This is a genomic window from Proteiniborus sp. DW1 (genome assembly GCF_900095305.1).
Lineage (GTDB): Bacteria > Bacillota > Clostridia > Tissierellales > Proteiniboraceae > Proteiniborus.
Window position 1 is genome coordinate 1 of sequence record NZ_FMDO01000003.1, and the last position, 24,008, is coordinate 24,008.

Annotated in this window: 18 protein-coding genes; 13 read left to right on the forward strand and 5 right to left on the reverse strand. The window is 33.1% G+C overall.

From position 1 onward, the window contains the following. Positions 1-184: 184 nt before the first annotated feature. Positions 185-1,657: a methyl-accepting chemotaxis protein gene (locus DW1_RS00160; protein WP_074348400.1), complete on the reverse strand. Its 1,473-nt coding sequence runs from the start codon at positions 1,655-1,657 to the stop codon at positions 185-187. A gap of 227 nt (positions 1,658-1,884) precedes the next feature. Between DW1_RS00160 and DW1_RS00165 the strand changes: the two genes are divergently transcribed. From DW1_RS00165 to DW1_RS00195, 7 genes are all read left to right on the forward strand, one after another. After that, positions 1,885-3,627 (forward strand): ABC transporter ATP-binding protein, encoded by a 1,743-nt coding sequence (locus DW1_RS00165; protein WP_074348402.1) that lies wholly within the window; start codon positions 1,885-1,887, stop codon positions 3,625-3,627. Next, entirely contained in the window at positions 3,620-5,461 is a 1,842-nt protein-coding gene (locus DW1_RS00170) for an ABC transporter ATP-binding protein (RefSeq protein ID WP_074348637.1), read from the forward strand. The genes DW1_RS00165 and DW1_RS00170 overlap by 8 nt, the downstream gene beginning before the upstream one ends. Positions 5,462-5,779: 318 nt before the next feature. After that, a complete protein-coding gene (locus DW1_RS00175) occupies positions 5,780-7,186 on the forward strand; it encodes an MATE family efflux transporter (protein ID WP_074348404.1) in 1,407 nt (468 codons plus the stop codon). Positions 7,187-7,387: 201 nt separating this feature from the next. Further along, a complete protein-coding gene (locus DW1_RS00180) occupies positions 7,388-8,611 on the forward strand; it encodes a GGDEF domain-containing protein (RefSeq protein WP_074348406.1) in 1,224 nt (407 codons plus the stop codon). 266 nt (positions 8,612-8,877) lie between these two features. Next, on the forward strand, positions 8,878-10,212 hold the full coding sequence (locus DW1_RS00185) for an SPFH domain-containing protein (protein WP_074348407.1): 1,335 nt from the start codon (positions 8,878-8,880) through the stop codon (positions 10,210-10,212). Positions 10,213-10,233: 21 nt separating this feature from the next. Next, the gene (locus tag DW1_RS00190; protein ID WP_074348409.1) at positions 10,234-11,295 is read left to right on the forward strand and encodes a TFIIB-type zinc ribbon-containing protein; all 1,062 of its coding nucleotides are present in this window, start codon (positions 10,234-10,236) and stop codon (positions 11,293-11,295) included. Then, positions 11,292-12,131, forward strand: a complete 840-nt coding sequence (locus DW1_RS00195; RefSeq protein ID WP_074348411.1) for a TPM domain-containing protein — start codon at positions 11,292-11,294, stop codon at positions 12,129-12,131. Before DW1_RS00190 ends, DW1_RS00195 begins: the two co-directional genes overlap by 4 nt. Before the next feature lie 53 nt (positions 12,132-12,184). Here the strand turns inward: DW1_RS00195 and DW1_RS00200 are convergent, their stop codons facing one another. Beyond that, the gene (locus DW1_RS00200; protein ID WP_074348413.1) at positions 12,185-13,402 is read right to left on the reverse strand and encodes an NAD(P)/FAD-dependent oxidoreductase; all 1,218 of its coding nucleotides are present in this window, start codon (positions 13,400-13,402) and stop codon (positions 12,185-12,187) included. 358 nt (positions 13,403-13,760) lie between these two features. On the opposite strand from DW1_RS00200, the gene DW1_RS00205 reads away from it, so the two are divergent. Continuing rightward, entirely contained in the window at positions 13,761-13,958 is a 198-nt protein-coding gene (locus DW1_RS00205; RefSeq protein ID WP_074348415.1) for a cold-shock protein, read from the forward strand. A gap of 384 nt (positions 13,959-14,342) precedes the next feature. Beyond that, complete coding sequence (locus tag DW1_RS00215) at positions 14,343-15,614, forward strand: M14 family metallopeptidase (protein WP_074348419.1); 1,272 nt, start codon at positions 14,343-14,345, stop codon at positions 15,612-15,614. Between the two features lie 210 nt (positions 15,615-15,824). Here DW1_RS00215 and DW1_RS00220 read toward each other — a convergent pair whose 3' ends face one another. The 3 genes from DW1_RS00220 to DW1_RS00230 form a co-directional block, all read right to left on the reverse strand. Further along, entirely contained in the window at positions 15,825-17,003 is a 1,179-nt protein-coding gene (locus DW1_RS00220) for a cation:proton antiporter (RefSeq protein WP_074348421.1), read from the reverse strand. Positions 17,004-17,022: 19 nt separating this feature from the next. Next, positions 17,023-17,361 (reverse strand): hypothetical protein, encoded by a 339-nt coding sequence (locus DW1_RS00225; protein WP_074348422.1) that lies wholly within the window; start codon positions 17,359-17,361, stop codon positions 17,023-17,025. Between the two features lie 318 nt (positions 17,362-17,679). Further along, positions 17,680-18,288 (reverse strand): FMN-dependent NADH-azoreductase, encoded by a 609-nt coding sequence (locus DW1_RS00230; RefSeq protein ID WP_074348424.1) that lies wholly within the window; start codon positions 18,286-18,288, stop codon positions 17,680-17,682. Between the two features lie 334 nt (positions 18,289-18,622). Here DW1_RS00230 and DW1_RS00235 point away from each other — a divergent pair, with 334 nt between their 5' ends. The 4 genes from DW1_RS00235 to DW1_RS00245 all read left to right on the forward strand — a co-directional run bounded on the left by DW1_RS00235 (position 18,623) and on the right by DW1_RS00245 (position 23,865). Continuing rightward, entirely contained in the window at positions 18,623-19,954 is a 1,332-nt protein-coding gene (locus tag DW1_RS00235; RefSeq protein WP_159433526.1) for a tetratricopeptide repeat protein, read from the forward strand. 3 nt (positions 19,955-19,957) lie between these two features. Beyond that, entirely contained in the window at positions 19,958-20,092 is a 135-nt protein-coding gene (locus tag DW1_RS15855) for a hypothetical protein (protein ID WP_278335710.1), read from the forward strand. A gap of 280 nt (positions 20,093-20,372) precedes the next feature. After that, positions 20,373-22,145 (forward strand): ABC transporter ATP-binding protein, encoded by a 1,773-nt coding sequence (locus DW1_RS00240; protein ID WP_074348437.1) that lies wholly within the window; start codon positions 20,373-20,375, stop codon positions 22,143-22,145. Next, on the forward strand, positions 22,132-23,865 hold the full coding sequence (locus DW1_RS00245; RefSeq protein ID WP_074348438.1) for an ABC transporter ATP-binding protein: 1,734 nt from the start codon (positions 22,132-22,134) through the stop codon (positions 23,863-23,865). Before DW1_RS00240 ends, DW1_RS00245 begins: the two co-directional genes overlap by 14 nt. Positions 23,866-24,008: the final 143 nt, after the last annotated feature.

The window sequence follows — 24,008 nt, forward strand, 5'->3', positions numbered from 1 at the left end:
AACCAATAAGAAAGCTTTACTTTGAAGTCCTTATAATCAATAATTTGACCTAATAAATTTTAGGCAGATTGGCGAGAACTTTTATTTCGTGCAAGTCACTTATATAGTAGCTCAAGAAAATTTCCTTTACTCTAATTCTTCATATAGAAGACATTCTTAGCAAAAGTAAGCACAACTTATGCTATTATACAAATATTTTTTCGCCTTGTCTTGATAAGTCGATGATCTTACTATTAACTTTTTCTAATAAACCAAGCATTTGTCTTGAAAGGTCTTCAGCTTCACTATAAAACTTTTGTGCTCTAGCTTTATCATTTTGCTTAACTGCATCAATAACCTTATCTCCAATACTATGGAAGTTATGATGTACGCTGTGTATTTGTTGCCATTCTTCCACTAATGAAGGATGATTTATTTGAATAGCATTATAAAAATGTCCAAAGGCACATCTATTGGAGTCTGTTTGAATAGGATATATACGCATTTCATCTACTATTTTCTTAAGAGCATCCATCCACTTTACATGAGCTCCCATTGCTTTTTTTATGGCATCCATTAATTCGTCATTTGTAATGGCATGGATAGTGCCATCAAGGCTTTCGATCATATTTTGAACTATTAAAGAAAGCTGATTGTCAATTTCAGATATCTGGCCTGCATAATTTATGCTATCTACTGCATTTTTATGTATGTTTTGAGTCATATAACTAAGCTTTTCTGCATCACTACTTGATGCTTCCATAGCTTGGGTGATTTCATTAGCTGATATTTTAATACCTTCCATAGAATTGCGAATTACACCTACATTTGAAATTACACTATTAAGCATTCCAACATTTTTAGAAACTGTTTCAGACACCATTTCAATCATTTCACTCATATGACTAGTTGATGATATGGTATTATTCAAACTTTCTTTTCCGTCATTGGCAGCTGAATGAATACTGCCTACAAAATTTCTCATTCCTTCTAGATTTTGCTTTGTGTCATCAGCTAATTTTCGTACCTCTTGAGCTACGACAGCAAATCCACGACCATGCTCCCCTGCTCTTGCTGCTTCTATTGCTGCATTTAGTGCCAGAAGATTTGTTTGTTCAGCAATAGCTTGTACACTATCAACTATTTTTCCAACCTCCTCTGCAAGCTCAACTAATTGCTGAATTTTTTTACTCATGTCCTCAGTGTCTTGTATAACATTATCCTTAATTAATTGCACTTCTTTAAGCAGTTCTATACTCTCATCATTTTTATGTACTAATAATTCGGATTCTTTTGTCAAGCTATTTAAGGTTTCCGCAGTTGTTTCTATAGTTTCACTTACCTGACTCATACTTGCAGATGTCTGTTCAACAACAGCAAGGTTTGACTCACTTACAATTGACATTTCCGCTGCAAAATCCTTTAATTGATGTGACATATGGGTCATGCCTACATCAAAGCTACTTAGAGAGCTAGCAATATCGAGTATTTCCTTTGCAGATGAAGACATTATTGCTTCATTATCAAGTAGTTTTTCAAAATGAGAAAGTAACTTATTGTGAATAGGATATTTCACATTAAGTCCAGCGACTCTTTTGCCTTTTAATGCATCTTCTACATACTTTATTATACATTCTGCCTCTTCACATGGTGCCTTACGAAAAAAATTATTAATCATTAGAGTTCACTCCCTTAACTGTAAGTTTTATATGACAGTTCCTAAATATAATATACTTCAAATTATAATAAAAGTTAGGCCTTTTAGGCAATAGCTAATAAAATTCTAAACAGTTTTGCAATACAAATTACTTGCTTCTATGAATATAATAGTTTATGATGCCACTTGTATTTCGGGTGTCTAAATAATATAATAATATTATATATTATAGTAAGGAGAGCCTAAGTATGAACTTTAGCTATTTAAGTAAATACATAAGTAGATATAAAAAACAGTTCTTAACAGCGCTTATCTTTTTAACCCTTGAAGCCATAGGAGATTTAATCCAACCAACTATCATGTCTAAGATAATCGACAATGGAGTAACTAAGGGAGATATGAATTATGTGCTTAAGCTAGGAGGACTTATGCTTTTAATGACTGGCTTTGGTGCTACTTGTGCCGTCATTAGAAATGTAGTGTCTTCTAAGGTATCCCAAAGCTTTGGAGCAGACTTAAGGGAAGATTTATATATTAAGATTCAGGGATTTTCCTTCGATAATATTGATCAGTTTCAAGATGCATCACTGATTACCAGACTTACAAATGATATTAATCAAATCCAAAACTTTTCCCATGGAATGATGAGAGTATTTGTAAAGGCTCCTATATTAGGAGTAGGAGCTATAATAATGGCATTTATATTAAATCCTAAAATGTCACTGATACTTTTAGGAGTAGTTCCAGTAGTAGGTACAATCATAGGTTTAAATCTTAAAATATCCTACCCTATTTTTACAAGTATTCAAAAGGCATTAGATAGAGTCAATAGCGTAATGAGAGAATACTTGGCCGGTATTAGAGTAGTGAAGGCTTTTAATAGATTTAAATATGAAAGAGAACGCTTTAAAATAGTAAATAGAGATTTAAAAGATGTTACTCTAAAAGGTATGAAAATAGTTGCTGTCTTTCATCCATTAGTGGCATTATCAGTAAATATTGGCATAGTATTAGTTTTATGGATTGGAGGATTAAATGTTAATATAGGTGACATGGAAGTTGGTAAAATCATGGCATTTATTAACTATATGACTCAGGTTTTATTTGCTCTCATGATAATGACTAGGGTATTAAATATGTTTATTAGAGCAAAGGCATCAGCAGAGAGAATAGGAGAAGTTTTTGAAGCAGAGAATACCCTTTTAATAAAGGATGAACCTGTTCAAATAGATAAAGCAAAGGGACACATAGAGTTTGAAAATGTATACTTCAAATATCATTCTGACAGCGGATATGTACTAGAGGATATTTGTTTTTCTATTAACCCTGGGGAAACTTTAGCAGTTATAGGCTCTACAGGCTCAGGTAAGTCTACTTTAGTCAATCTAATACCAAGATTTTATGATGTAGTTAAAGGGAAAGTAAAGATTGATGGTATAGATGTGAAAGATGTTAGTCTTAGTAATTTAAGAGAAAAAATAGCCATAGTTCCCCAAAAGGTTCTACTGTTTACAGGTAGCATCAAAGATAATATAAGATGGGGAGATGAAAATGCAACAGATAAAGAAATAGAAAGAGTTGCTAAAATAGCTCAAGCCCATGACTTTATTATATCATTCAATGAAGGTTATGATACTTACTTAGGACAAGGTGGGGTAAATTTATCAGGGGGTCAAAAGCAAAGAGTGTCCATAGCCAGAGCTCTTATAAAGAGGCCAGCAATACTTATTTTAGATGATAGCACATCTGCAGTAGACTTAATAACTGAGAAGAAAATAAGAAAAGGCTTAAAGGAATTTTTAAAAGATACTACAACTATATTAATAGCTCAAAGAATTACCTCTGTAATGGATGCAGATAAAATTATTGTGATGGATAAAGGAAGAATAGTAGGCATGGGAACTCATGAAAAGCTTCTAAAGACCTGTGAAGTATATCAGGACATCTACCATTCTCAGATAGGAAAGGGGGTAGTAAGCCTTGATGCCTAGACAAACGCAAAGAGGACCAACAGGTATTGCAGGAGGAAGAGGCATTATCATGCCTGCAAAGAAAGCAAAGGATGTTAGACATACTATAAAAAGGTTATGGGAATTGTTTAAGAGTGAAAAAAGACAACTTATTTTAGCTTTTTTATTAATATTGACATCAGGATTATTGGGGCTGTCTGTGCCATTCCTTATTGGTAAAGCAATAGATGCCATATCCATATATCCTGGGAAGGCTCTAGTTGAATTTGACAGGCTAAGATTTATAGTGTTGGTGTTATTAACAGTGTATATATCAGATAACATTCTGGTTTTTTTACAAGAGTACACTGTAGCAGGAATTGCTCAAAGAGTAGTATTTAATTTAAGGGAGAAGCTATTTGAAAAGCTTCAGTCCTTGCCAATTATATTTTTTGATAGACACACTCATGGAGAGATAATGAGCAGAGTATCTAATGATATAGATAATGTAAGCACTACTATATCTCAATCAACTGTACAGTTCATGTCGTCAGCAGTGAATATTTTAGGCTCATTGGTAATGATGCTGTATTTAAGCCCACTTATGACTTTGGCAAGTATGATTACCATTCCTATGGTGTTCTTTTTGACTAGATTTATAGCAAAGAAGACGAGACTATTATTTAGAGAGCAGCAAAAGACTTTAGGGAGGTTAAATGGACACATTGAGGAATCAATAGCAGGAATACATGTAGTAAAAGCATTCAATAATGAAGAAAAGGTAATAGCTGAATTTAAAGCTCAAAACGATATACTAAGAGATGTGGGAGTAAAGGCTCAGATTTGGTCTGGATTCATAATGCCTCTTATGAATGTAATTAACAACTTTGGGTTTGGTGTTATAGCTGTTTTCGGAGGAAGCTTAGCAGTAAAAGGTATTATTTCAGTAGGAGTGATTGCCAGCTTTATATCTTATTCAAAGCAATTTACAAGACCATTAAATGAGCTTGCAAATACATTTAATACATTGCAGTCAGGTGTAGCAGGAGCAGAGAGGGTATTTGAAATACTGGATGAAGTGGAAGAAAGAAAAGACAGCCATAATGCCATAGCTAAGGATAACGTTAGGGGAGAAGTGGAGTTTAAGGATGTAACTTTTGAATACAAGAAAGATGAGCCAGTACTAAAAGACATATCATTTAAAGTAGCTCCTGGAACTAACATAGCTTTAGTAGGACCTACTGGGGCAGGAAAAACTACTATAGTAAACTTACTGACTGGATTTTATGAGATAAACAAAGGAGAAATATTAATAGATGCAATCAATATAAAGGACTATCAGAAAAATAGTTTGAGGAAAATATTTGGAATGGTGCTCCAAGATACCTATCTATTTTCCGGAACTGTAAAAGAAAACATAAAGTATGGAAATCTAGAGGCAACAGATGAAGACATAGTTAAAGCAGCTATTTTAGCAAGAGCAGATGATTTTATAAATAAGCTACCTCAAGGCTATGATACATTTTTAACTGAAGGAGGAACTAATCTGAGCCAAGGGCAAAGACAGCTATTAGCTATATCTAGAGCAATTTTAGCTAATCCATCTATACTAATATTAGATGAAGCTACTTCCTCAGTAGATACTAGAACAGAATTGAAAATCCAAGAAGCCATGGTAAAGCTTATGGAGAATAGAACGACATTCATCATTGCTCATAGGCTATCTACTATTAAGGATGCAGATGTTATTATGGTAATAGATCATGGTGAAATAGTTGAAAAAGGTAGTCATGAAGAACTTCTAGATAAGAAAGGTCATTATTATAATCTTCATCAAAGTCAATTTGCTAATGTGGATATACCTTTGCAAAAATGAAAACCGCCTATTAGAGTATTCTACTTTTATGAAAACACACAGAAAATGAATTTAAATTATCTAAAATGTAATAGCGAAAGGTGCTGTTGCACTAGCAAGTTTTATTTTCTAGTGTAACAGCACCTTTTTATTGTTATATGAGTATGAGGCTATAAAACTTAAAGTACTTAGATATCTAAAGAAATAATTAGATAATTTGGTCTATTCATTAATTAACCGAGTTGATTAATATAAAAGGGACTTACTCTTTGTTAAAAATAATAAAAGTTATGATATAATATTTAGTGTCCCTAAATTATTATAGAAAGAAGAGATATAATGACTAGTACTGAATACGAAAAAAATGATAAGAAAACAAAAGTACTTAATTGGTTTAAAAACCCCACGAGATCTAGCGTTATTAATATTGCCTGGCCTGTTCTTGTGGAGCTACTTCTAGGCTCACTTTTTGGTATGATAGATATGATGATGCTTGGAAGAATGAGAGATAATTCATTGTCAGCTGCTTCTGTTGCTGCAGTCGGTATGACAAACCAACCCTTATTCATAGGCCTATCCTTGGTTCAAGCTTTAAATGTTGGCGGAACTGCTATGGTTGCCAGGTATTATGGTTCTGGTCAGAAGGACAAAATAGAGACTACATTAAAGCATGTAATGTTGCTGAGTCTGTTCATGCTTGCAATTCCTTTATCAACACTTGGAATAATATTTACAGATTCTATTTTAAGCTTTATGGGGGCAGAAGCGGATGCACTGCAGGCAGGAAGAATGTATTTTAAAGTTATTATGGTTGGATTTATATTCCAGTCCTTAAATATGTCTATATCTGCAGCCTTAAGAGGCATAGGACAGACTAAAATACCTATGAGAATTAACTTATTTTCTAATCTTTTTAATGTTTTTGGAAATGCGATTCTTATATATGGACTTTTAGGTTTTCCTGAACTTGGGGTCACTGGTGCTGGTATATCAACTGCTATTTCAAATGTAATTGCATGTGTGCTTTTATTTTGTTATGTAATAAAAGGTAAAAGTGTTGTTAGGTTAAATCTTAAAAACAGGTTTAAGTTTCAGAAGGATATCATATATAATTTGATAAAAATTGGACTACCCGCATCACTGGAACAAATGGCTATGAGAACAGGAGTGCTTATTTTTGTGAAAATAGTAGCAGGCTTAGGTACTGTTGTATATGCATCACATCAGATAGCTTTAAATATATTGGGACTATCATTTCAACCAGGTCAAGCCTTTGGTATTGCAGCTTCATCGCTAGTTGGAAGAAGTTTGGGAGCTCATGAGCATTCGAAGGCTGAAGACTATGCAAAAGAGACACGAAAGATTGGTTCAATGATATCTACTTTAATGGCAGTAGTATTTTTCTTTTTTGGACCACAGCTTGTAGGTTTATATTCTAATGATCCGATTGTTATTGAAAATGCTTCGCTAGCATTGAAGATAATTGCCCTAGTTCAACCCTTTCAATCCTCTCAGCTTATTTTAGCAGGAGGACTAAGAGGAGCGGGAGATACCTTTTGGCCTTTGGTGAGTACATTTACTGGTGTTCTAATGATTAGAGTTGGTTTAGCACACATATTTGTTAGAGTTCTAGGATATGGGTTAGCAGGAGCATGGATGGCAGTATTTGTAGACCAGTTTGTCAGATGGATCTTCGTATATGCAAGATTTAGAACAGGAAAATGGAAGTATGCAAAACTAAGATAGTAGTGGATTTTTATAGAGAATCTTTTCTGTATGCACAGAAGAGATTTTTTATGCAAATTACTAAGTCTATGTCCTTTAGCGACAGTTTCCATATATTTATGATAATATTGACTAAGACTACTTCTTTAGATACTACTTAACTATAGTTAAGTTATAGTCGATAACATTTTTAGACATCAAAGTTAGGAGGGGTCATGAACATTGAAGAACAGATTCAAAGCAATTTTTAACATTTCTATACCATTTATAATAATTATTTTAGGATATTTTCTTTATAAAAAGGCTATAGTGATGACCGCTCAACAATTGCAGATAATTGAGATTATCCCTTATTTTACTTTCCTTATTGGGCTGATTATCTCATTTAAATTTAATCGCAGTCGTGAATTTTTTATGTTTATCATCCTTGCATTGTCATTTGTTTTGCTTAATTATATCCGTAAAAACACTGGAGAATCAGGAAGTGCTTTAGATTTATACCTAGTCATATGTCTATTGATTCCTACAAATATCCTTGTATTTTCGATATTAAGTGAAAGAGGAGTATTGAGTTTATGGGGTGGAATTCGAATAGGTCTTATAGCTTTGCAATTATTATTCGCAAACTGGATAATTAATGCTGAGGGAAGAGAACTACTTGTTTTATTTAAAAAAGATTTAATACCAATAGAGCTGGAGAAAATGACTCCCATAACTGAAATTGCTCTATTAGTTTTTCTGATAGCCTTTATTTTGCTCATAATCAGGCAAGCTTTACGCAAAACAATGCATGATGTCTACTATGTAGGAGTACTATTTTCACTATTTCTTATTCTCCACAATTATAAAAACCAAATATTTTATTTAGTATTTTTCTTCACTTCAGGAGTTATTCTAGTAGTTTCAGTAATTCAGTACTCATATTCAGTTGCTTTTTATGATGAGCTTACAGGTTTACCATCTCGTAGAGCTTTAAAGCAAGATATGATGAAACTAGGAATTAACTATTCAATTGCTATGCTAGACATTGACTTTTTTAAAAAATTCAATGATACATATGGGCATGATACAGGAGATGAAGTCTTAAAGCTAGTAGCTTCTATTATAAAGGATGTTACTGGAGGGGGAAAATCATATAGATATGGAGGAGAAGAATTTACAATACTCTTTCCAAGTAGGAGCATAGGTGAGGTGTTACCACATCTGGAAGAGCTTAGGGAAAAAATATCAAAACGTGGATTCTATGTACGTAGCAAAAACAGACCAAAAAAGAAGCCTAGAAAGTCTACTAGCAGTTCTAGAGCCTCAAAGCCTATTCGTATTACAGTGAGCATAGGGGTAGCACAAAAAAATGAAAAGAATAAAACCCCAGATGCTGTTTTAAAATCTGCTGATTCAGCCTTGTATCGTGCAAAGAAAAAGGGGAGAAATTGTGTTAGTAAGTAGATAATCTGTCAAACTAGTCAAAATGGTTTCTAAATTTAATAAAAATACACTTGAAAAAGTACAAAAATGTTATAAAATCAAAATATCTAAGATTGCTGAGTCTATTTAAAATTGCTTAGGGTAAATTTAATTTAATATGAAGGGTTAAAGAACAGAATAGGACTCTAATAATTATGAATTTTGCTTTTGCTGAACTAAATATATTAGTCTAAACACAATTGCTTTGAAATAAGTATAAAATACAATATTCTTTGAGGAGGGATTCCATGGGAATTATTAAAGCAGCCTTTAATTCTATAGGTGGAGGGTTTGCAGATCAGTGGTTAGAGGTTATTGAGCCTCAGGAAATGAGTGACACTACAGTTATGACACCTGGCGTCAAAGTAAGAGCAAAGGACAAACGTAATTCTAATAGAAAGGGCACTGATAACACAGTTTCAAATGGTTCTATTATTCATGTTTATCCTAATCAATTTATGATACTAGTTGATGGTGGTAGAATAGTAGATTATACAGCAGAAGAGGGATATTACCAAGTAAATAATTCAACTCTGCCTTCAATGTTTAATGGTCAATTTGAAGATTCATTAGTAGAGACATTTAATCGTGTAAAGTTTGGAGGAGTGACACCTTCTGCGCAAAAGGTGTACTACATAAACCTTCAGGAAATTAAGGGAATAAAGTTTGGTACACGTAATCCTGTTAACTACTTTGATAGCTTTTATAATGCTGAACTCTTCCTAAGGGCACATGGGACATATTCTATTAAGATTATAGATCCACTTAAGTTCTATATGGAGGCAATTCCAAGAGACAAGTCTCAAGTGAATATTAATGATATAAATGAACAATATTTATCAGAATTTCTTACAGCATTGCAGGCAGCTATTAATCAGATGTCTGCTGATGGGATGAGAATCTCTCTTGTGACTTCAAGAAGCATGGAACTAGCAAAATACATGGCAAATGTCCTTGACAATGATTGGAGCCAAATGCGTGGTATGGAAATTCAGTCTGTAGGTATTTCTAGTATTTCCTATGACGAAGAATCCCAGAAGCTAATAAACATGAGAAATCAAGGTGCCATGCTGTCAGATGCTACTATTAGAGAAGGTTATGTTCAAGGTTCTATTGCAAGAGGAATAGAGGCTGCTGGTTCCAACGCAAATGGTGCCATGACAGGTTTTATGGGAGTTGGCATGGGCATGCAAGGAGCAGGAGGTTTTATGGAGGCTGCTTCTCAAACTAATAGACAACAGATGCAGCAACAAGAGCAGAATAGAGCTCAAAGCAAACAAGAAATAACATCTACTGGTACTCCTTTAGGACAAGGCTGGAAATGTGAATGTGGTCATCACAACACAAGTCGCTTTTGTTCAGAATGTGGCAAGCCTAAGCCAAGTGAAGAGAAAAATACTTGGAACTGCAAATGTGGCTCAGTAAACACAGGAAACTTCTGTCCTGAATGTGGTTCAAAAAGACCAGAAGCTCCAAAAAAATTTAAATGCAACAAATGCGGTTTTGAACCTAAAGACTTTGACCAATTACCGAAGTTTTGTCCTGAATGCGGAGATCCTTTTAACGAGGACGATATAATTTAATTTTAGAAGAAGGTGACATTGGTGGCGGCCATAACATATAAATGTCCAAACTGTGGAGGAGCGCTGGAGTTTAATGCCGAATCCCAAGATTGGAAATGTGAGTTTTGCTTAAGCAATTTCAATAATGAAGATGTAAAATCCTTTGAAGACAATTTGAATACTAATGACAACTCTTTTGACCAAGATACAATTAAAGAAGATGCTGAATTTGCAGAAAAAGCGAGAGTATACACCTGTAATAGCTGTGGTGCAGAGATAGTAACTGATGATACAACCGCTGCAACCTTTTGCTACTATTGTCACAATCCTGCTATTATACCTGGTCAGCTATCAGGGGAATATAGGCCTGCCAAGGTAATTCCTTTTAAGTTTAACAAGGAAGCTGCTAGGGATATGTTCGTAAAATGGTGTAAAAAGAAACCCCTATTATCAAGGCAATTTACATCTAACTCCCAGTTAGAGCTACTATCAGGTGTATATATTCCATTCTGGTTATTTGATTGTGATACAAGAGGAAGAATAATTGCAGAGGGAAGAAAGATTCGTACATGGGTAAGCGGAAATAAGAAATACACAGAAACTAAGTATTATGATATTACTAGGGCTGCTACTGCCAGCTTCAATGGAATACCAGCAGATGGATCAAAAAAGGCAGATGATAGACTTATGGAAACCTTAGAGCCCTATGATTATAGTCAAATGGTGGACTTTTCTATGTCTTATCTATCAGGATACATGGCAGAGAAGTATGATGTAGATAAAGGGGATGTGTTTGGAAGAATATCAGAAAGGGTCAATGAATATACTAGTACACTGCTTCGCAATACCATACAAGGCTATAGTAGTATAACAGTAAGAAACAGCGATATAGATATATATAAATCTCAAGCAACCTATGTACTTTTGCCTGCTTGGATATTTACTTATAATTATAGGGGTAAGACATATATGTTTGCAATGAATGGTCAGACAGGAAAAATTGCAGGAAGTCTTCCTATAAGTATGGGCAGAATGGCTGCATGGTTTGGAATTATTTCTGGGATTACATTTGGTATTCTTTCTATAGGAGGTATGCTCCTATGAGAAAAGAGTTAAAAACTATTACTATAATTACAATGGTGTTAATAATCCTGATTGGTGTAAATGTCTATGCTATAGACCAAAAGATTTATGATGAAGCAGATTTGTTTACTCAAACTGAAGAAGACGCATTACAAGCTAAAGCCTTTGAACTAAGTGAAAGATTAAATCTAGATACAGTTATCCTTACAATTCAGGACAGTAAAGGAAAATCTTCTCGTGCCTATGCTGATGACTTCTATGATGAAAATGGTTTTGGCTACGGAGAAAGCTACGATGGCTTGATTCTACTTATAAACATGGATGACCGTGAAGTATATATTTCTACATGTGGTAAAGCAATCGATTATTTTACAGATGCAAGAATAGAAAGTATTTTAGATAAGGTTTATATTTATCTTACAGAGGGGAATTATAGCTTAGGAGCAGAAGCCTTTCTAACTGAGGTAGAGTATTATTTTCAAAAGGGTATTCCTTCTAACCAATATACCTATGATGAGGATACTGGGATTTCAAGCAAAGGAAATGCAGAAGTTTTCCAAAAAAAGGATTTAGCAAGTAGATTATTAATTTTTTTCCTAATTTCTATTGGAGTAGGAGGAATATCAGTAGGAATTATGGCTATTAATAACAAAGGAAGAGTCTCTACTAATCAAGGCACCTATTTAGATAGAAACTCATTTAATCTTATAAATAGTCAGGACCGCCATGTAAATACAAGAGTAACTTTTGTGAATATTAATACTGAATCCAAATCTAGTGCAGGTAAAGCTGGGAGAAGTACTGTTCATAGATCAAGTAGCGGCAGAAGCCATGGTGGTGGCGGACGTAAGTTTTAACTATGTAGTCCCTGTGACGTAAATTAGGTCACAGGGACCTTTTCATATAAAGGTTATCTGTTGCTTTTTAATACTTGAATAAGCTCGTCAAATGAGGTGTTTTTATAATCCATACCCTTAAGGCTAGTTTCTTTTTCAATTGCAGACTTTAGAGCTGGAGATACCTTTATATTTCCTACAACAATGGCTCCTATTATTTTATCGTTGCTAATAAGGACTTTATTGTAAATACCTTCTTGTGACCTATCATCAATAATAATGTTTGTTGCCTTACTTTCGTCTACTATTCCCATAGAAAATAATGAGAGATTAAATGCATTTAGTGTTGTCACTGGGATAATATGCTCATATATACTATCCTTGCCTATGATATTATAACCAGCAACTTTTCCCTGTCCAATTGCAATATTCCATAATCCATAAGTTTGATTATTATATTCGGCTACATCTCCTGCAGCATAAATACCGTCAATATTTGTTTCCATTTTCTTATTTACAATAATTCCATTATTAGTTTTGATAGGAGTATTATCTAAAATATCAATATTGGGCTTCGTTCCAACTGAATATATTATAGTGTCACATTCATATGAATTCCCGTTTGTAGTCATAAAACCTTCCACATTGCCATTGCCTTTAATTTCACTTACCTGAGTACTGAAAAGAATTTGAATGTTACTTGCTAAAACAGCCTTTTCTAATATCTTTGCAGCTTTTTCATCTAATTGTGCTCTCATAAATCTTGGCGACCTATGTGAAAGGATAACTTTTTTGCCAGCTTGAGCCATTATCCAAGCTGTTTCTAGCCCCTGTATTCCTCCTCCAATGATTAAAACTACCTGAGCATCCTTAAGTCTATCTATGATATCCCAGGCGTCCTGCAGTGTCTTTAAGGTATATACTCCATGCTTTTTGATTCCAGATATGAGCGGTGTAACATTATGAGATCCATTTGCCAATAATAACTTTGTGTAGTCTATTATATTTCCATCTGATAATCCTATGACTTTTTTATTTGTATCAACAGAGATTACCTTCTTATCTAAGTACAAAATTACATCATTTTCCTTATACCATTCCTTTTTTTGAAGCAAAATTTTATTTTCCTCAAGTCCGCTAAGCAAACCCTTTGATAGACGAACACGATTATAAGGATAGAACCTTTCTTCTCCAATTAAATGTATTTTACTTGCTTTGTCTATTTCTCTTATGGATTTTATAGCACTAATTGCAGCTATGCCATTGCCAACGATTACTATGCTTTCAGTCATTCTAATGCTCCTTTCGTAGGTATTATTCTTAGTTTTTTACAAAGTTAATCTAATAATACATCCTTATAGATAATACATATTTAAGGGAAAAACAGGAAATTACGAAGAAAAAATTGCTTATAAATAAAAAAAATTGCAAAATTATTAAAAAATAATTAAAAAAACACTTGTAATATTTTTTATATAGGATATACTAATAGAGAACCTTAATTCAAAAGTAAAATGATTAGTATGAATATTTTTCGAATTATCTAACTTAACAAGTTTTTAATATATAGATTTTCGAAATTTTTATTAGTATTTAATTTATCATTTTTTACGGAGAATTAAAGGAATAAAAATTTCGGAGGTATATAACATGAATGGTACAGTAAAATGGTTTAATTCAGAAAAAGGATTTGGATTCATCACTACAGAAGAAGGAAATGACGTATTTGCTCATTTTTCACAAATCAACAAAGAAGGATTCAAAACTTTAGAAGAAGGCCAAAAAGTAACTTTTGATGTTGTTAATGGAGCAAAAGGCCCACAAGCTGAAAACATTACAATATTATAATTACTAAGCTAACAAGAAACCTAGAGATAACTCTCTAGGTTTTTTTATGACCTAACCCGATTCTTTCGGATGCTTTTCCGAAAGAATCGCAGGTAGGTCAAACGCAACGAGAACCAAATCTGCACGACCGAGGGGAGTGAGCAGATTTGTGTTTCGAGACTGCGGCGAATGGTCTAACCCGATTCTTTCGGATGCTTTTCCGAAAGAATCGCAGGTAGGTCAAACTGGGCGAGTACCAAATTTATGCGAGGGATGGCGAGCAAATAAATTTGTATGGCTGATGCTAAGCGTAAGCGTATATTTCCATTATATTTCCCTATGGACAGCCACTTTTTTATTATAAAGCAATAAAATGTTAGTAAAAGATAAAAAGGTGGGATAAAAATGGAGACTTTAAGACTAGGTTCAAGAGGTCCAAACGTAAAACTAATACAGAGTCTTTTAAATAGAATTGGTTACAATGCAGGGACAGTAGATGGGGTATTTGGAGCACAGACTCAGCGGGCAGTTATTGCATTCCAAAGGGATAATGGACTAACTCCTGATGGAATAGTGGGGCTTGCAACATGGAGAGAATTTAATAGGCTTCTTTCAGGTTATGATACCTATACTATTAGGGCAGGAGACACCTTATACAGCATAGCTACTAGATATTATACAACAGTTAATGCCATACTAACTGCTAATCCAGGCATTGATCCTAATGCACTGGCCATAGGTCAGCAAATAGTAGTTCCCTATGGAATTGATATAGTTTTTACTGATATAGACTATACTTACGAAATCATGGAAAGACAGATAACTGGATTAAAGGTAAGATATCCATTTCTTGAAGTAGGCACTATTGGAAGTAGCGTCATGGGTAAGGACTTATATTATATAAGGCTTGGGATAGGTCCTAATGAAGTTACCTATAATGCATCTCATCATGCGAATGAATGGATTACTACACCTTTATTAATGAAATTCATAGAAAACTTTTCTAAGGCATATGCAAATAGAACAAGTATAAGAGGATATAATGTCCCAAGTATATGGGAAAGTAGCAGTATATATATTATTCCAATGGTTAACCCCGACGGAGTGGATTTGGTGACATATTGGCCTAATTATCCTAATCCAATCTACCAGCAAGCTTCTCGTATAAACACAACAGGCTTGCCATTGCCTAGAGTATGGAAGGCTAATATTAGAGGAGTTGATTTGAACTCCAATTATCCAGCAGATTGGGAGCTAGATAGACAACTGAAAGCTGCAATGGGTATAACAGGACCTACTCCTAGAGACTGGGGGGGACCTGCGCCATTATCTGAACCAGAATCAAGAGCTATGGCAAACTTCACTTCGCAGCATAATTTTAGGCTAGTTATTGCATATCACACACAAGGGCAGGTAATATTTTATCAATATCAAAACTTGGCTCCACCTGTATCACGAACAATTGCAGAGATGTTTTCAAGAGCCAGTGGATATAGCATAGCAGAAGGACCAGCAGAAGTATCATATGCAGGATATAAGGATTGGTTTATCCAAGATTTTAGAAGACCAGGCTATACAATAGAAGCTGGTATTGGAGTGAATCCATTGCCGCTATCTCAGTTTCCAGCTATATATAATCAGAATGAAGAGATAATGCTATTGGCTGCTATAGTATAGAGATTAATTTAGAAAAGAGATATATTTAGCTGCAAATTATTTAAATATGCTTATCTTTTTAAAAGAAGAAGAGGATGAGATTATGCTCTTAAACTAAGTAATAGTAAAATATATGAACATATTAAATACTGATTTAATAGCAAAGGAGCTATCAGTTTAAACTAATAGCTCCTAATATATTGATACCAGTGGTTCTAAAGTGGTATAAAACTAAGCTGTCTTAATTTCACCTGCAAGAATCAAAGCTTTTTTAGTAATTAATGGGCCTATAAGCTCATAGATAAAAGTTGCTGCAAGTACTATGGTTCTAATTCGTGTACCATAAGAAGCAGGTAAAATATTTTGAGCGATTATAGATAAACCAATAGCTACCCCTGCCTGTGGTATTAAGGTATATCCTAAATATTTTCTAATTGTTTCTGGAGCGCCTGATATTTTTGCTCCTAAATAAGAACCAAATACCTTTCCGATAACTCTAGATATAACATAGGCTATTCCTATTAATCCAACGCTTTTTAATATAGAAAGGTCTAGCTCAATGCCGGCTATTGTAAAGAAAGCAACATATATAGCAGGAGTAAATCTTTCTACAGAAGAAAAAACCTTCTTATTATTTGGAATAATATTTGTCAATGTAGAGCCTACCATCATACATGATAAAAGAGATGATAGATTAAACTTAATAGAAATTGCGGCAGTTGCAAAGATAGCAGCAATAACTATACATAATAGCTCATCTTCACCCTTAATTCTCTTAGTTATTAAAACAAGGATTATGCCCATAAATAGTCCTAGAACTAGCGCGCCTAGAATTTCTACTATAGGAAGTAGAATTAAGTTAGTAATAGAGATAGTGCCTGTGCTATTGATTAAGGTTGATGCGATAGAAGTAGATATACCAAAAGCCATTATACAAACTGCATCATCCATAGCTACTACTGGTAAAAGAGTATCTACTAAAGGCCCCTTAGCTTTATATTGTCTAACTACCATTAAAGTAGCAGCTGGAGCTGTGGCAGCTCCTATAGCACCTAAAATAATACTAAATGTAAAAGGCTGTTTGAAAAAAAGTATCATAGTTAGGACCACAAATAACATAGCCATTAGAGCCTGTACAAAGGTAATTACTATAATGCCTTTACTCATTTGCTTTAAATGTGCAAAGTTTAATTCGCTACCTATGTTGTATGCTATGAAGGCTAAGGCAACCTCTGAAACTACTGAAAAATCGCCTACTATTTCTTTAGGAATTATTCCTAAAATTGAAGGACCGATTAACAGGCCTGCTACAAGATATCCTGTTACGTTTGGCAACTTAACTTTATCTAGTATTCTTGCCATGAATAGTCCTGAAGCTATTATAATGGCTAAGTAAAATAATATACTCATTTTGACAATTCCATCTCCTTTATTTTGTTAAACCTTCCACATGATTTACTGGTAATGTAAACATAATGCCAACGCCTTCTTCGTTAATGTTACCCACTACTTTTCTTACACAATTCATTGCTATAGGTACCTTTTCATCTGATAAAACCATAAAAATAGTTTTGTTAAGAGGTCTATTCTCGCCTAATAAAGCTTTTAACGAGCCAAACAATGGTATATCAGAATGTTCGTCTGCCAGGGCCCTAACCATACCCATGCTATCTATAATAGTTCCACCTCTAATACCATTGCTATTGAGCTCCATTAATAAATTATCCAGCTTTTCAATCTTATTAAGAACAACAACTAATATTTGCATTAAAGTCACCTCCACTATTAATAATACTCCTATAAATTTTGATTTTCAATCGGCTTCAAAAGTAACAGTAAAAATAATTGAATAATTTAGGGTAGATGAGGTTTTGAAAATATACTTGTCTATATAAAGAATATTTAAATTTTTAAATTACAGAAATATGTCAATATTAGGTGGACTGATTAGTGCATCAAGAAATGAAGAAGTAACATTATTGGTTGCTGTAGTATAAGAATTTAATTTTAATATAAATGAGGATTATGAAGGGTGAAACCTTTAACTTTAAATGTTTCACCCTTCATTAATATATATCATAATTTTCTAGAAACTTTTAGCCTTCTCTTGTACATCTTTTATTGCATTAGCAACCACTGCTTCAACATCTGTTCCACTGCGATCCATGTTATCTACTGCAAATGTACTAGTATCATATACTCCAAAGAGGCCTAGGATTGTTTTTATATATCTTTCACCCAATTCATACTCTGAAAGAGGTGGTGCAGAATAATCTCCACCTCTTGTAGTGATATGAATTGCTTTTTTACCTTCTAGCATTCCCTCTACACCGCCGCCTGAAGTATATCTAAATGTTATTCCAACTACGCTGACATAATCAAAGTATAACTTAACAATTCCCGGGACACTTAAATTCCATAATGGTGTGGCAATAACATACTTATCAGCTTCTGCAAATTGATAAGCGTACTTTAAAACTGGATGTTTTCTACTACTTTCAGTTTTAGGACTATAGATAGCACCTATATCATCTTTTGTTATTGGAGCTATGTTCTCTTTATATAAGTCTAGGGTTATTATTTGATCATTGGGGTGGTTTTGCCTATAGGCATCAATAAAACTATCAGAGATTCTAAAGGTTCTAGAAGCTCCTTCAGGCTTTGCATTTGCTTTAATATAAAGAATAGTACTCATCTTATGTTCCTCCTGTAACTGTTTATTTTATAACTAACAAGTTTTCTCATATTCATTATTTGCAAAATATCATTAAATTATTTTGATAATCATTTTACCGAAACAGTGCTTCTGATAATTCTGTAATATCCAGTTGATTGATTATTGTTTGTCATATCTAATGCAATCTGTTATTTTGTAAGATTAAATGCAACCACCTTGACTCAATAAGGTTGCATTTAACTTGTCAATTGACCTAATATTAAAAATCAAAAACTATTGTAAAGTCCTTTACAATTATTTCTATATATGATATTATTATCTATAGAAAAGTAAATATATTTAATTTGAAAGGTTGATTGTTTTGGAAGAGCATTTTGAAATTACTGTAGGTCAAAATCTAAAAAGAATAAGAAAGGATTTGAATCTAAGACAACATCAGATTGCTGGTGACGATATTACTAGAAACCTAATTAGTCTTATTGAAAACGATAAGGCTACATTATATGATACTGCAGCTAATATAATGGCTAGAAATATTAATAAAATCATGAGTGAAAGAAACTTAAATATTTTCATTAAGCCAGAAGATTTACTTAACCCTGAAAGATACGATGCAAGAAAAAAGGCAGATACATATATTGAAAGACTAAAAAATGACTTAGCTAATAAAAAATTTGACATTGAATTGGACGAGCTTAATGAAATCGAAGCTTTTTTAAATGAGTGGGATTTAACTGATAAAAAAGTAAAAATATATGAATTATTAGGCAATATCTTCTATGAGTCTAATAACTTAAGCAAGGAATACTACTACTATTTTAAAGCACTAGAAGCTTCTTATGATTTGCCAAATATGAAAAAACGATATAAGATTGCTTTGAAATTAGTAAGTAATTGCATAGTTACAGGTAAATGTGAAGAGGCTATTAGTTTGTGTAAATATATGTTAATTAGTCAAGATGATTTATCTACTAAATCAAAAGGTATTTTCTATTATAACATTGCTTTAGCTCTTAAAAAACTAAAGAATTTTGATAAATGTCTTAGAACTTTAAATAAAGCAAAACTCTTTTTTGATAAAAGTGATCATAAAAACTTAAAAAGTATTTTTATGTTAGAAGGAGTTTGTTTTTATAGGCTTGGTGATTATAATAATGCATTACAGTCTTATAGCAAAATAATAGAAATTTCAGATAAAAAAAATAACCTTGATGAGATATGTGTTACATACATTAATATAATCTTGATTTACATGAAGAGAAATGATAAGGAAAGCGTAATAAAATATCTTGATAAGGTCATGGACAAGCTACCTTATGTCAATGAAGATTCTTTCTACCTAACTGAAATTTATTTTGAAATTTCAAATGTTTTACTATATTTAAAAAGATATGATGCCTGTGAGGAATATTTAAATATTGCTTTAGTTTTAGCAAATAAAAATAGTAAACAGGGTTCATATAGAAAGTATCTAGGCAACTTAATGGAACTATACATTGAAGCGAACTATACTGATAAGCTATCAAGCCTACTAAAAACTATAGAGGATGAAATTAGCAACATTAAGTTAAACGAAGAGTCTTTACTAGTGCTTAAGCTTCTACACTACTTCATAAAACAAAATAGAATTGAAGTTGCAGCAGACTTTATGGAAAGTTTAATTCATAATGAAAAGGGGGTATAGTGAATGAAAAAGAAAATATTAGTCCTAATATTAGCTTTAACTATCTTTACAAGCATAAGCAACATAGCATTTGCTGAAATTGATCCAGCACCAATTAGAGAAGAAACTTATAGTATTGTTAATATTTTAGAATATTAAGGAATTCGTTAAAGAAAGCACCTTATTTTTTAATTTATTTCTCGAGATTATGAAATAGTACACCTACCTACATTGAAGCAAGAGATTTTAATTTCACTTGGAGTGAGCCTAGTATATTAGGCTCATTCCTTTTTATTTGTGGTTCTTTATCAATAGTTGGAATGAGTATTAGCTATTCTGCTTTTTATCTACTGTAAGTTGTAGTAAAATACAAGTAATTATGCTATAATATTTAGGGCGTCTAAATATTGTCTGACGGAAGGTGTGAGAATAGGACAGAATGAATAGGAAAGATAAGGTTAGAGTAATAAGTGATTTTTTGAAAAAACACTGGATTCATTATATAGTAGGAGTTGTATTTTTAGTACTTACAACATTTGTGCAGAATCTGGCTCCTAGACTTTTGGGGATGATTATAGACGCATTAAGGATAGAAAATGTAGATAAAGAAAAGATATTAATTTATCTAGGGATGATGATAGGAGTTGCCATAGTAGCATTTATTACAAGATACATTTGGAGGTATTTTATTATAGGAAATTCTAGAAATCTTGAGTGTTACTTAAGGGAGAGGCTATTTCAACACTTTCAGACTCTCCCAGTGCAATTCTACCACCAAAGAAAAACTGGGGACTTGCTAGCCTACGCTATTAACGATATATCTGCAGTGAGGATGTCATTTGGCCCAGGCCTGGCTCATATTGTAAATGCCATTGGAGTGTGTACAGTATCTATTTTAGCTATGGCTCAAACAGTTAGCTTTAAGCTTACTACACTGTCTCTTTTACCTATTCCAATAATTATTTTCCTTATGATTAAAATAGGAGGCTTAGTCAGAAAAAGATTCAGAATTGTTCAAGAAAATTTTGCAGCTATATCGGATAGGGTGCAGGAAAACATTTCAGGGATTAGAGTTATAAAATCCTATGTACAGGAAAAGGAAGAAGTTCTTAAATTTGATGAATTAAATGAGAAGATGAGAGAATCAAACATTAGAATGATAAGAGTATCTTCAATGCTCTCTCCTATGATTGAGTTATGCTTTGGAGTGAGCTTTATGATTAGTCTTATCTATGGCAGTAGCTTGGTGAAAAATAATGTGATAACATTAGGGGACTTTGTAGCATTTAACGGATATCTTACTATGATTATAAAGCCTGTGACCTCTATTGGTAGAGTTATTAACATTATTCAAAAGGGAATGGCTTCTTTTAGGAGATTAGGAGAGATTTTTAAAGTTCGTTCTGATATAACAGATGAGTCAAGTGATAGCTCTTTAACTGCTATAAATGGCGACATAGAACTAAAGGATTTAACCTTTAGTTATCCAGGTTCAGAAGAGGCTGCCCTAAAGAATATAAACATAAAACTTAGTAAAGGAAAGACACTAGGCATCATTGGAAAAACTGGCAGTGGAAAGACTACATTAGTTAATCTTCTTTTAAGATTATATAATGTGGAAAGAGGAAAGATTCTCATTGATGGAAGAGACATTAATGACTATCCCTTAAAAACCCTGAGAGAACACATAGGATATGTTCCCCAGGATAACTTCCTGTTTTCAGCTACAGTTAGAGAGAATATACACTTTTTTAATGATATGTATTCAGATGAAGAAATTGAAAAGTCTGCTAAGCTAAGTTGTATCTATGATAATATAATGGACTTTACTCAGGGCTTTGACACCATGGTTGGAGAGAGGGGAACTAATCTTTCAGGTGGACAGAAACAAAGGATTTCTATAGCTAGAGCAATTATTAAAAATCCAGCTATTCTCATTTTAGATGATGCACTATCTGCTGTTGATACAAAAACAGAGGAAAAAATTATAGAACATTTCAACAGTATTTTAAATGGGAAAACAGGCATAATTATTGCCCATCGTATTTCTGCTATTAAGCATGCTGATGAAATTATAGTAATGGATCATGGAGAGATTATAGAAAGAGGTAATCATGAAGAACTTCTAGGTAAAAAAGGAATATACTATGACATATTTCACGAGCAGTTTAGAGAAGAAATGAGAAAGAAGGTAGACAATGAAGCACCATAGTATTACGAGATTACTAAAATTAATGATTCCGCATAGGAAAGCAGTGATACTTGCTGCATTAAGCGTTCTACTAGTAAATGGAGCAGAGCTTATGAAGCCTATTATCTTAAAAATAGTCATTGATGATTTTCTTATTCTTAAAAAACCAGAAGTTGGGCTTTATTCTATTAAATTTATGGGTATTTTATATATGGCTATTGTAATTTTAGGCTCATTTTTTACATTTGCCCAAATAAATCTTATGAATCATGTTGGACAACAGATTATTAGTGGTTTAAGGAAAAGAGTATTCAACCACATACAACACCTACCCTTGTCTTTCTTAGATAAGTATTCTACAGGAAGACTCATAACTAGAGCTACTAATGATGTGGAAGCACTAAACGAAATGTATACAGATGTTTTGATTAATCTATTTAGAGACATTTTTTTATTAATAGGAATAGTATTTACAATGTTCAGCATGAACTTTAGCTTAGCTTTGATTAGCCTTGTCGCATTACCAGTGATTGTATTAGTGACCTTTTATTTTAAAGGCAAGATTAAAGAGAACTTCAAAGTCATGAAGAGTTTAATTGGTTACATAAATGGTTTTGTGGCAGAAAATATATCAGGAATGAAATTGGTTCAGGTTTTTAATAGAGACCTAGAAAAACTTAAAGAATTTAAAGAACTAAATGCAAAGTATCATGAAACAACCTTATTTCAAATAAAGATGAACAGCCTTCTAAGACCTATTATAGAAATTTTGCAAACTTTGACTATTGCAGTATTAGTATGGTATGGTATGGGAAGGGTAATGAATCAGACACTAGAGCTAGGGGTTTTATATGCATTCACAAACTATGTAAAGCAGTTCTTTGCACCTATTAATGATATGGCAGAAAACTATAATACTGTTCAATCAGCAGTTGTATCTGCAGATCGTATATTTGAGCTACTAGACCAGAATGATATACTAGAAGACTTAGATTCAGGCTTGCCTGTAGATAAATTTAGAGGAGAAGTTGAGTTTAAGAATGTATGGTTTGCTTATAGAGAGAATGAATGGGTTCTAAAGGATGTAAGCTTTAAAATAGCCCCTGGAGAAACTGTTGCTTTTGTGGGGGCAACTGGAGCTGGGAAAACTACTATTATTAACTTAATATCTAGATTTTATGAAATACAAAAAGGTGAGATACTAATAGATGGGGTAAATATTAAGGAATATAAGCTTAGGGACTTGAGAAGAAATGTGGCTGTGGTTTTACAGGATGTATTTCTTTTTTCAGGAGATATTAAGAGCAATATTCGTTTGAATTCTAATATTTCTGATGAGAAAATAAATGAGGCATTACAATTATCCTATTCAGAGGAGTTTATACAAGAGTTACCAGCAGGAATTAATGAGCCTGTAAGAGAAAGGGGAAGTACATTTTCTGCAGGACAGCGTCAGCTATTATCTTTTGCACGAGCTATCGCCCATAATCCTTCAATTCTTGTATTAGATGAGGCTACTGCAAACATTGATACAAAAACAGAGCTATTAATTCAGAAGTCTATTGAAAATGTTTCTAGTAATCGTACTACACTAATCATAGCCCATAGACTATCTACAATACGAAATGCAGATAAAATTATTATGCTAAGTAAGAGTAAAATACTTGAGGTAGGAAATCATGACGAGCTTATGAAAAGGGGCGGGTATTATAAGGAGCTTTACGAGGCACAATATGCTTAAGCAATGCAGATGATTAAAAGTTGTAGTAATAGGATGAAAGAAGATTTTACCACAGGTCAATTTGTATTAGAAACAGTTGAACTTTACAAGATTTATGATAACATGATAATTGGTTCAAAAATTAGATAATGTTGACAATAGAT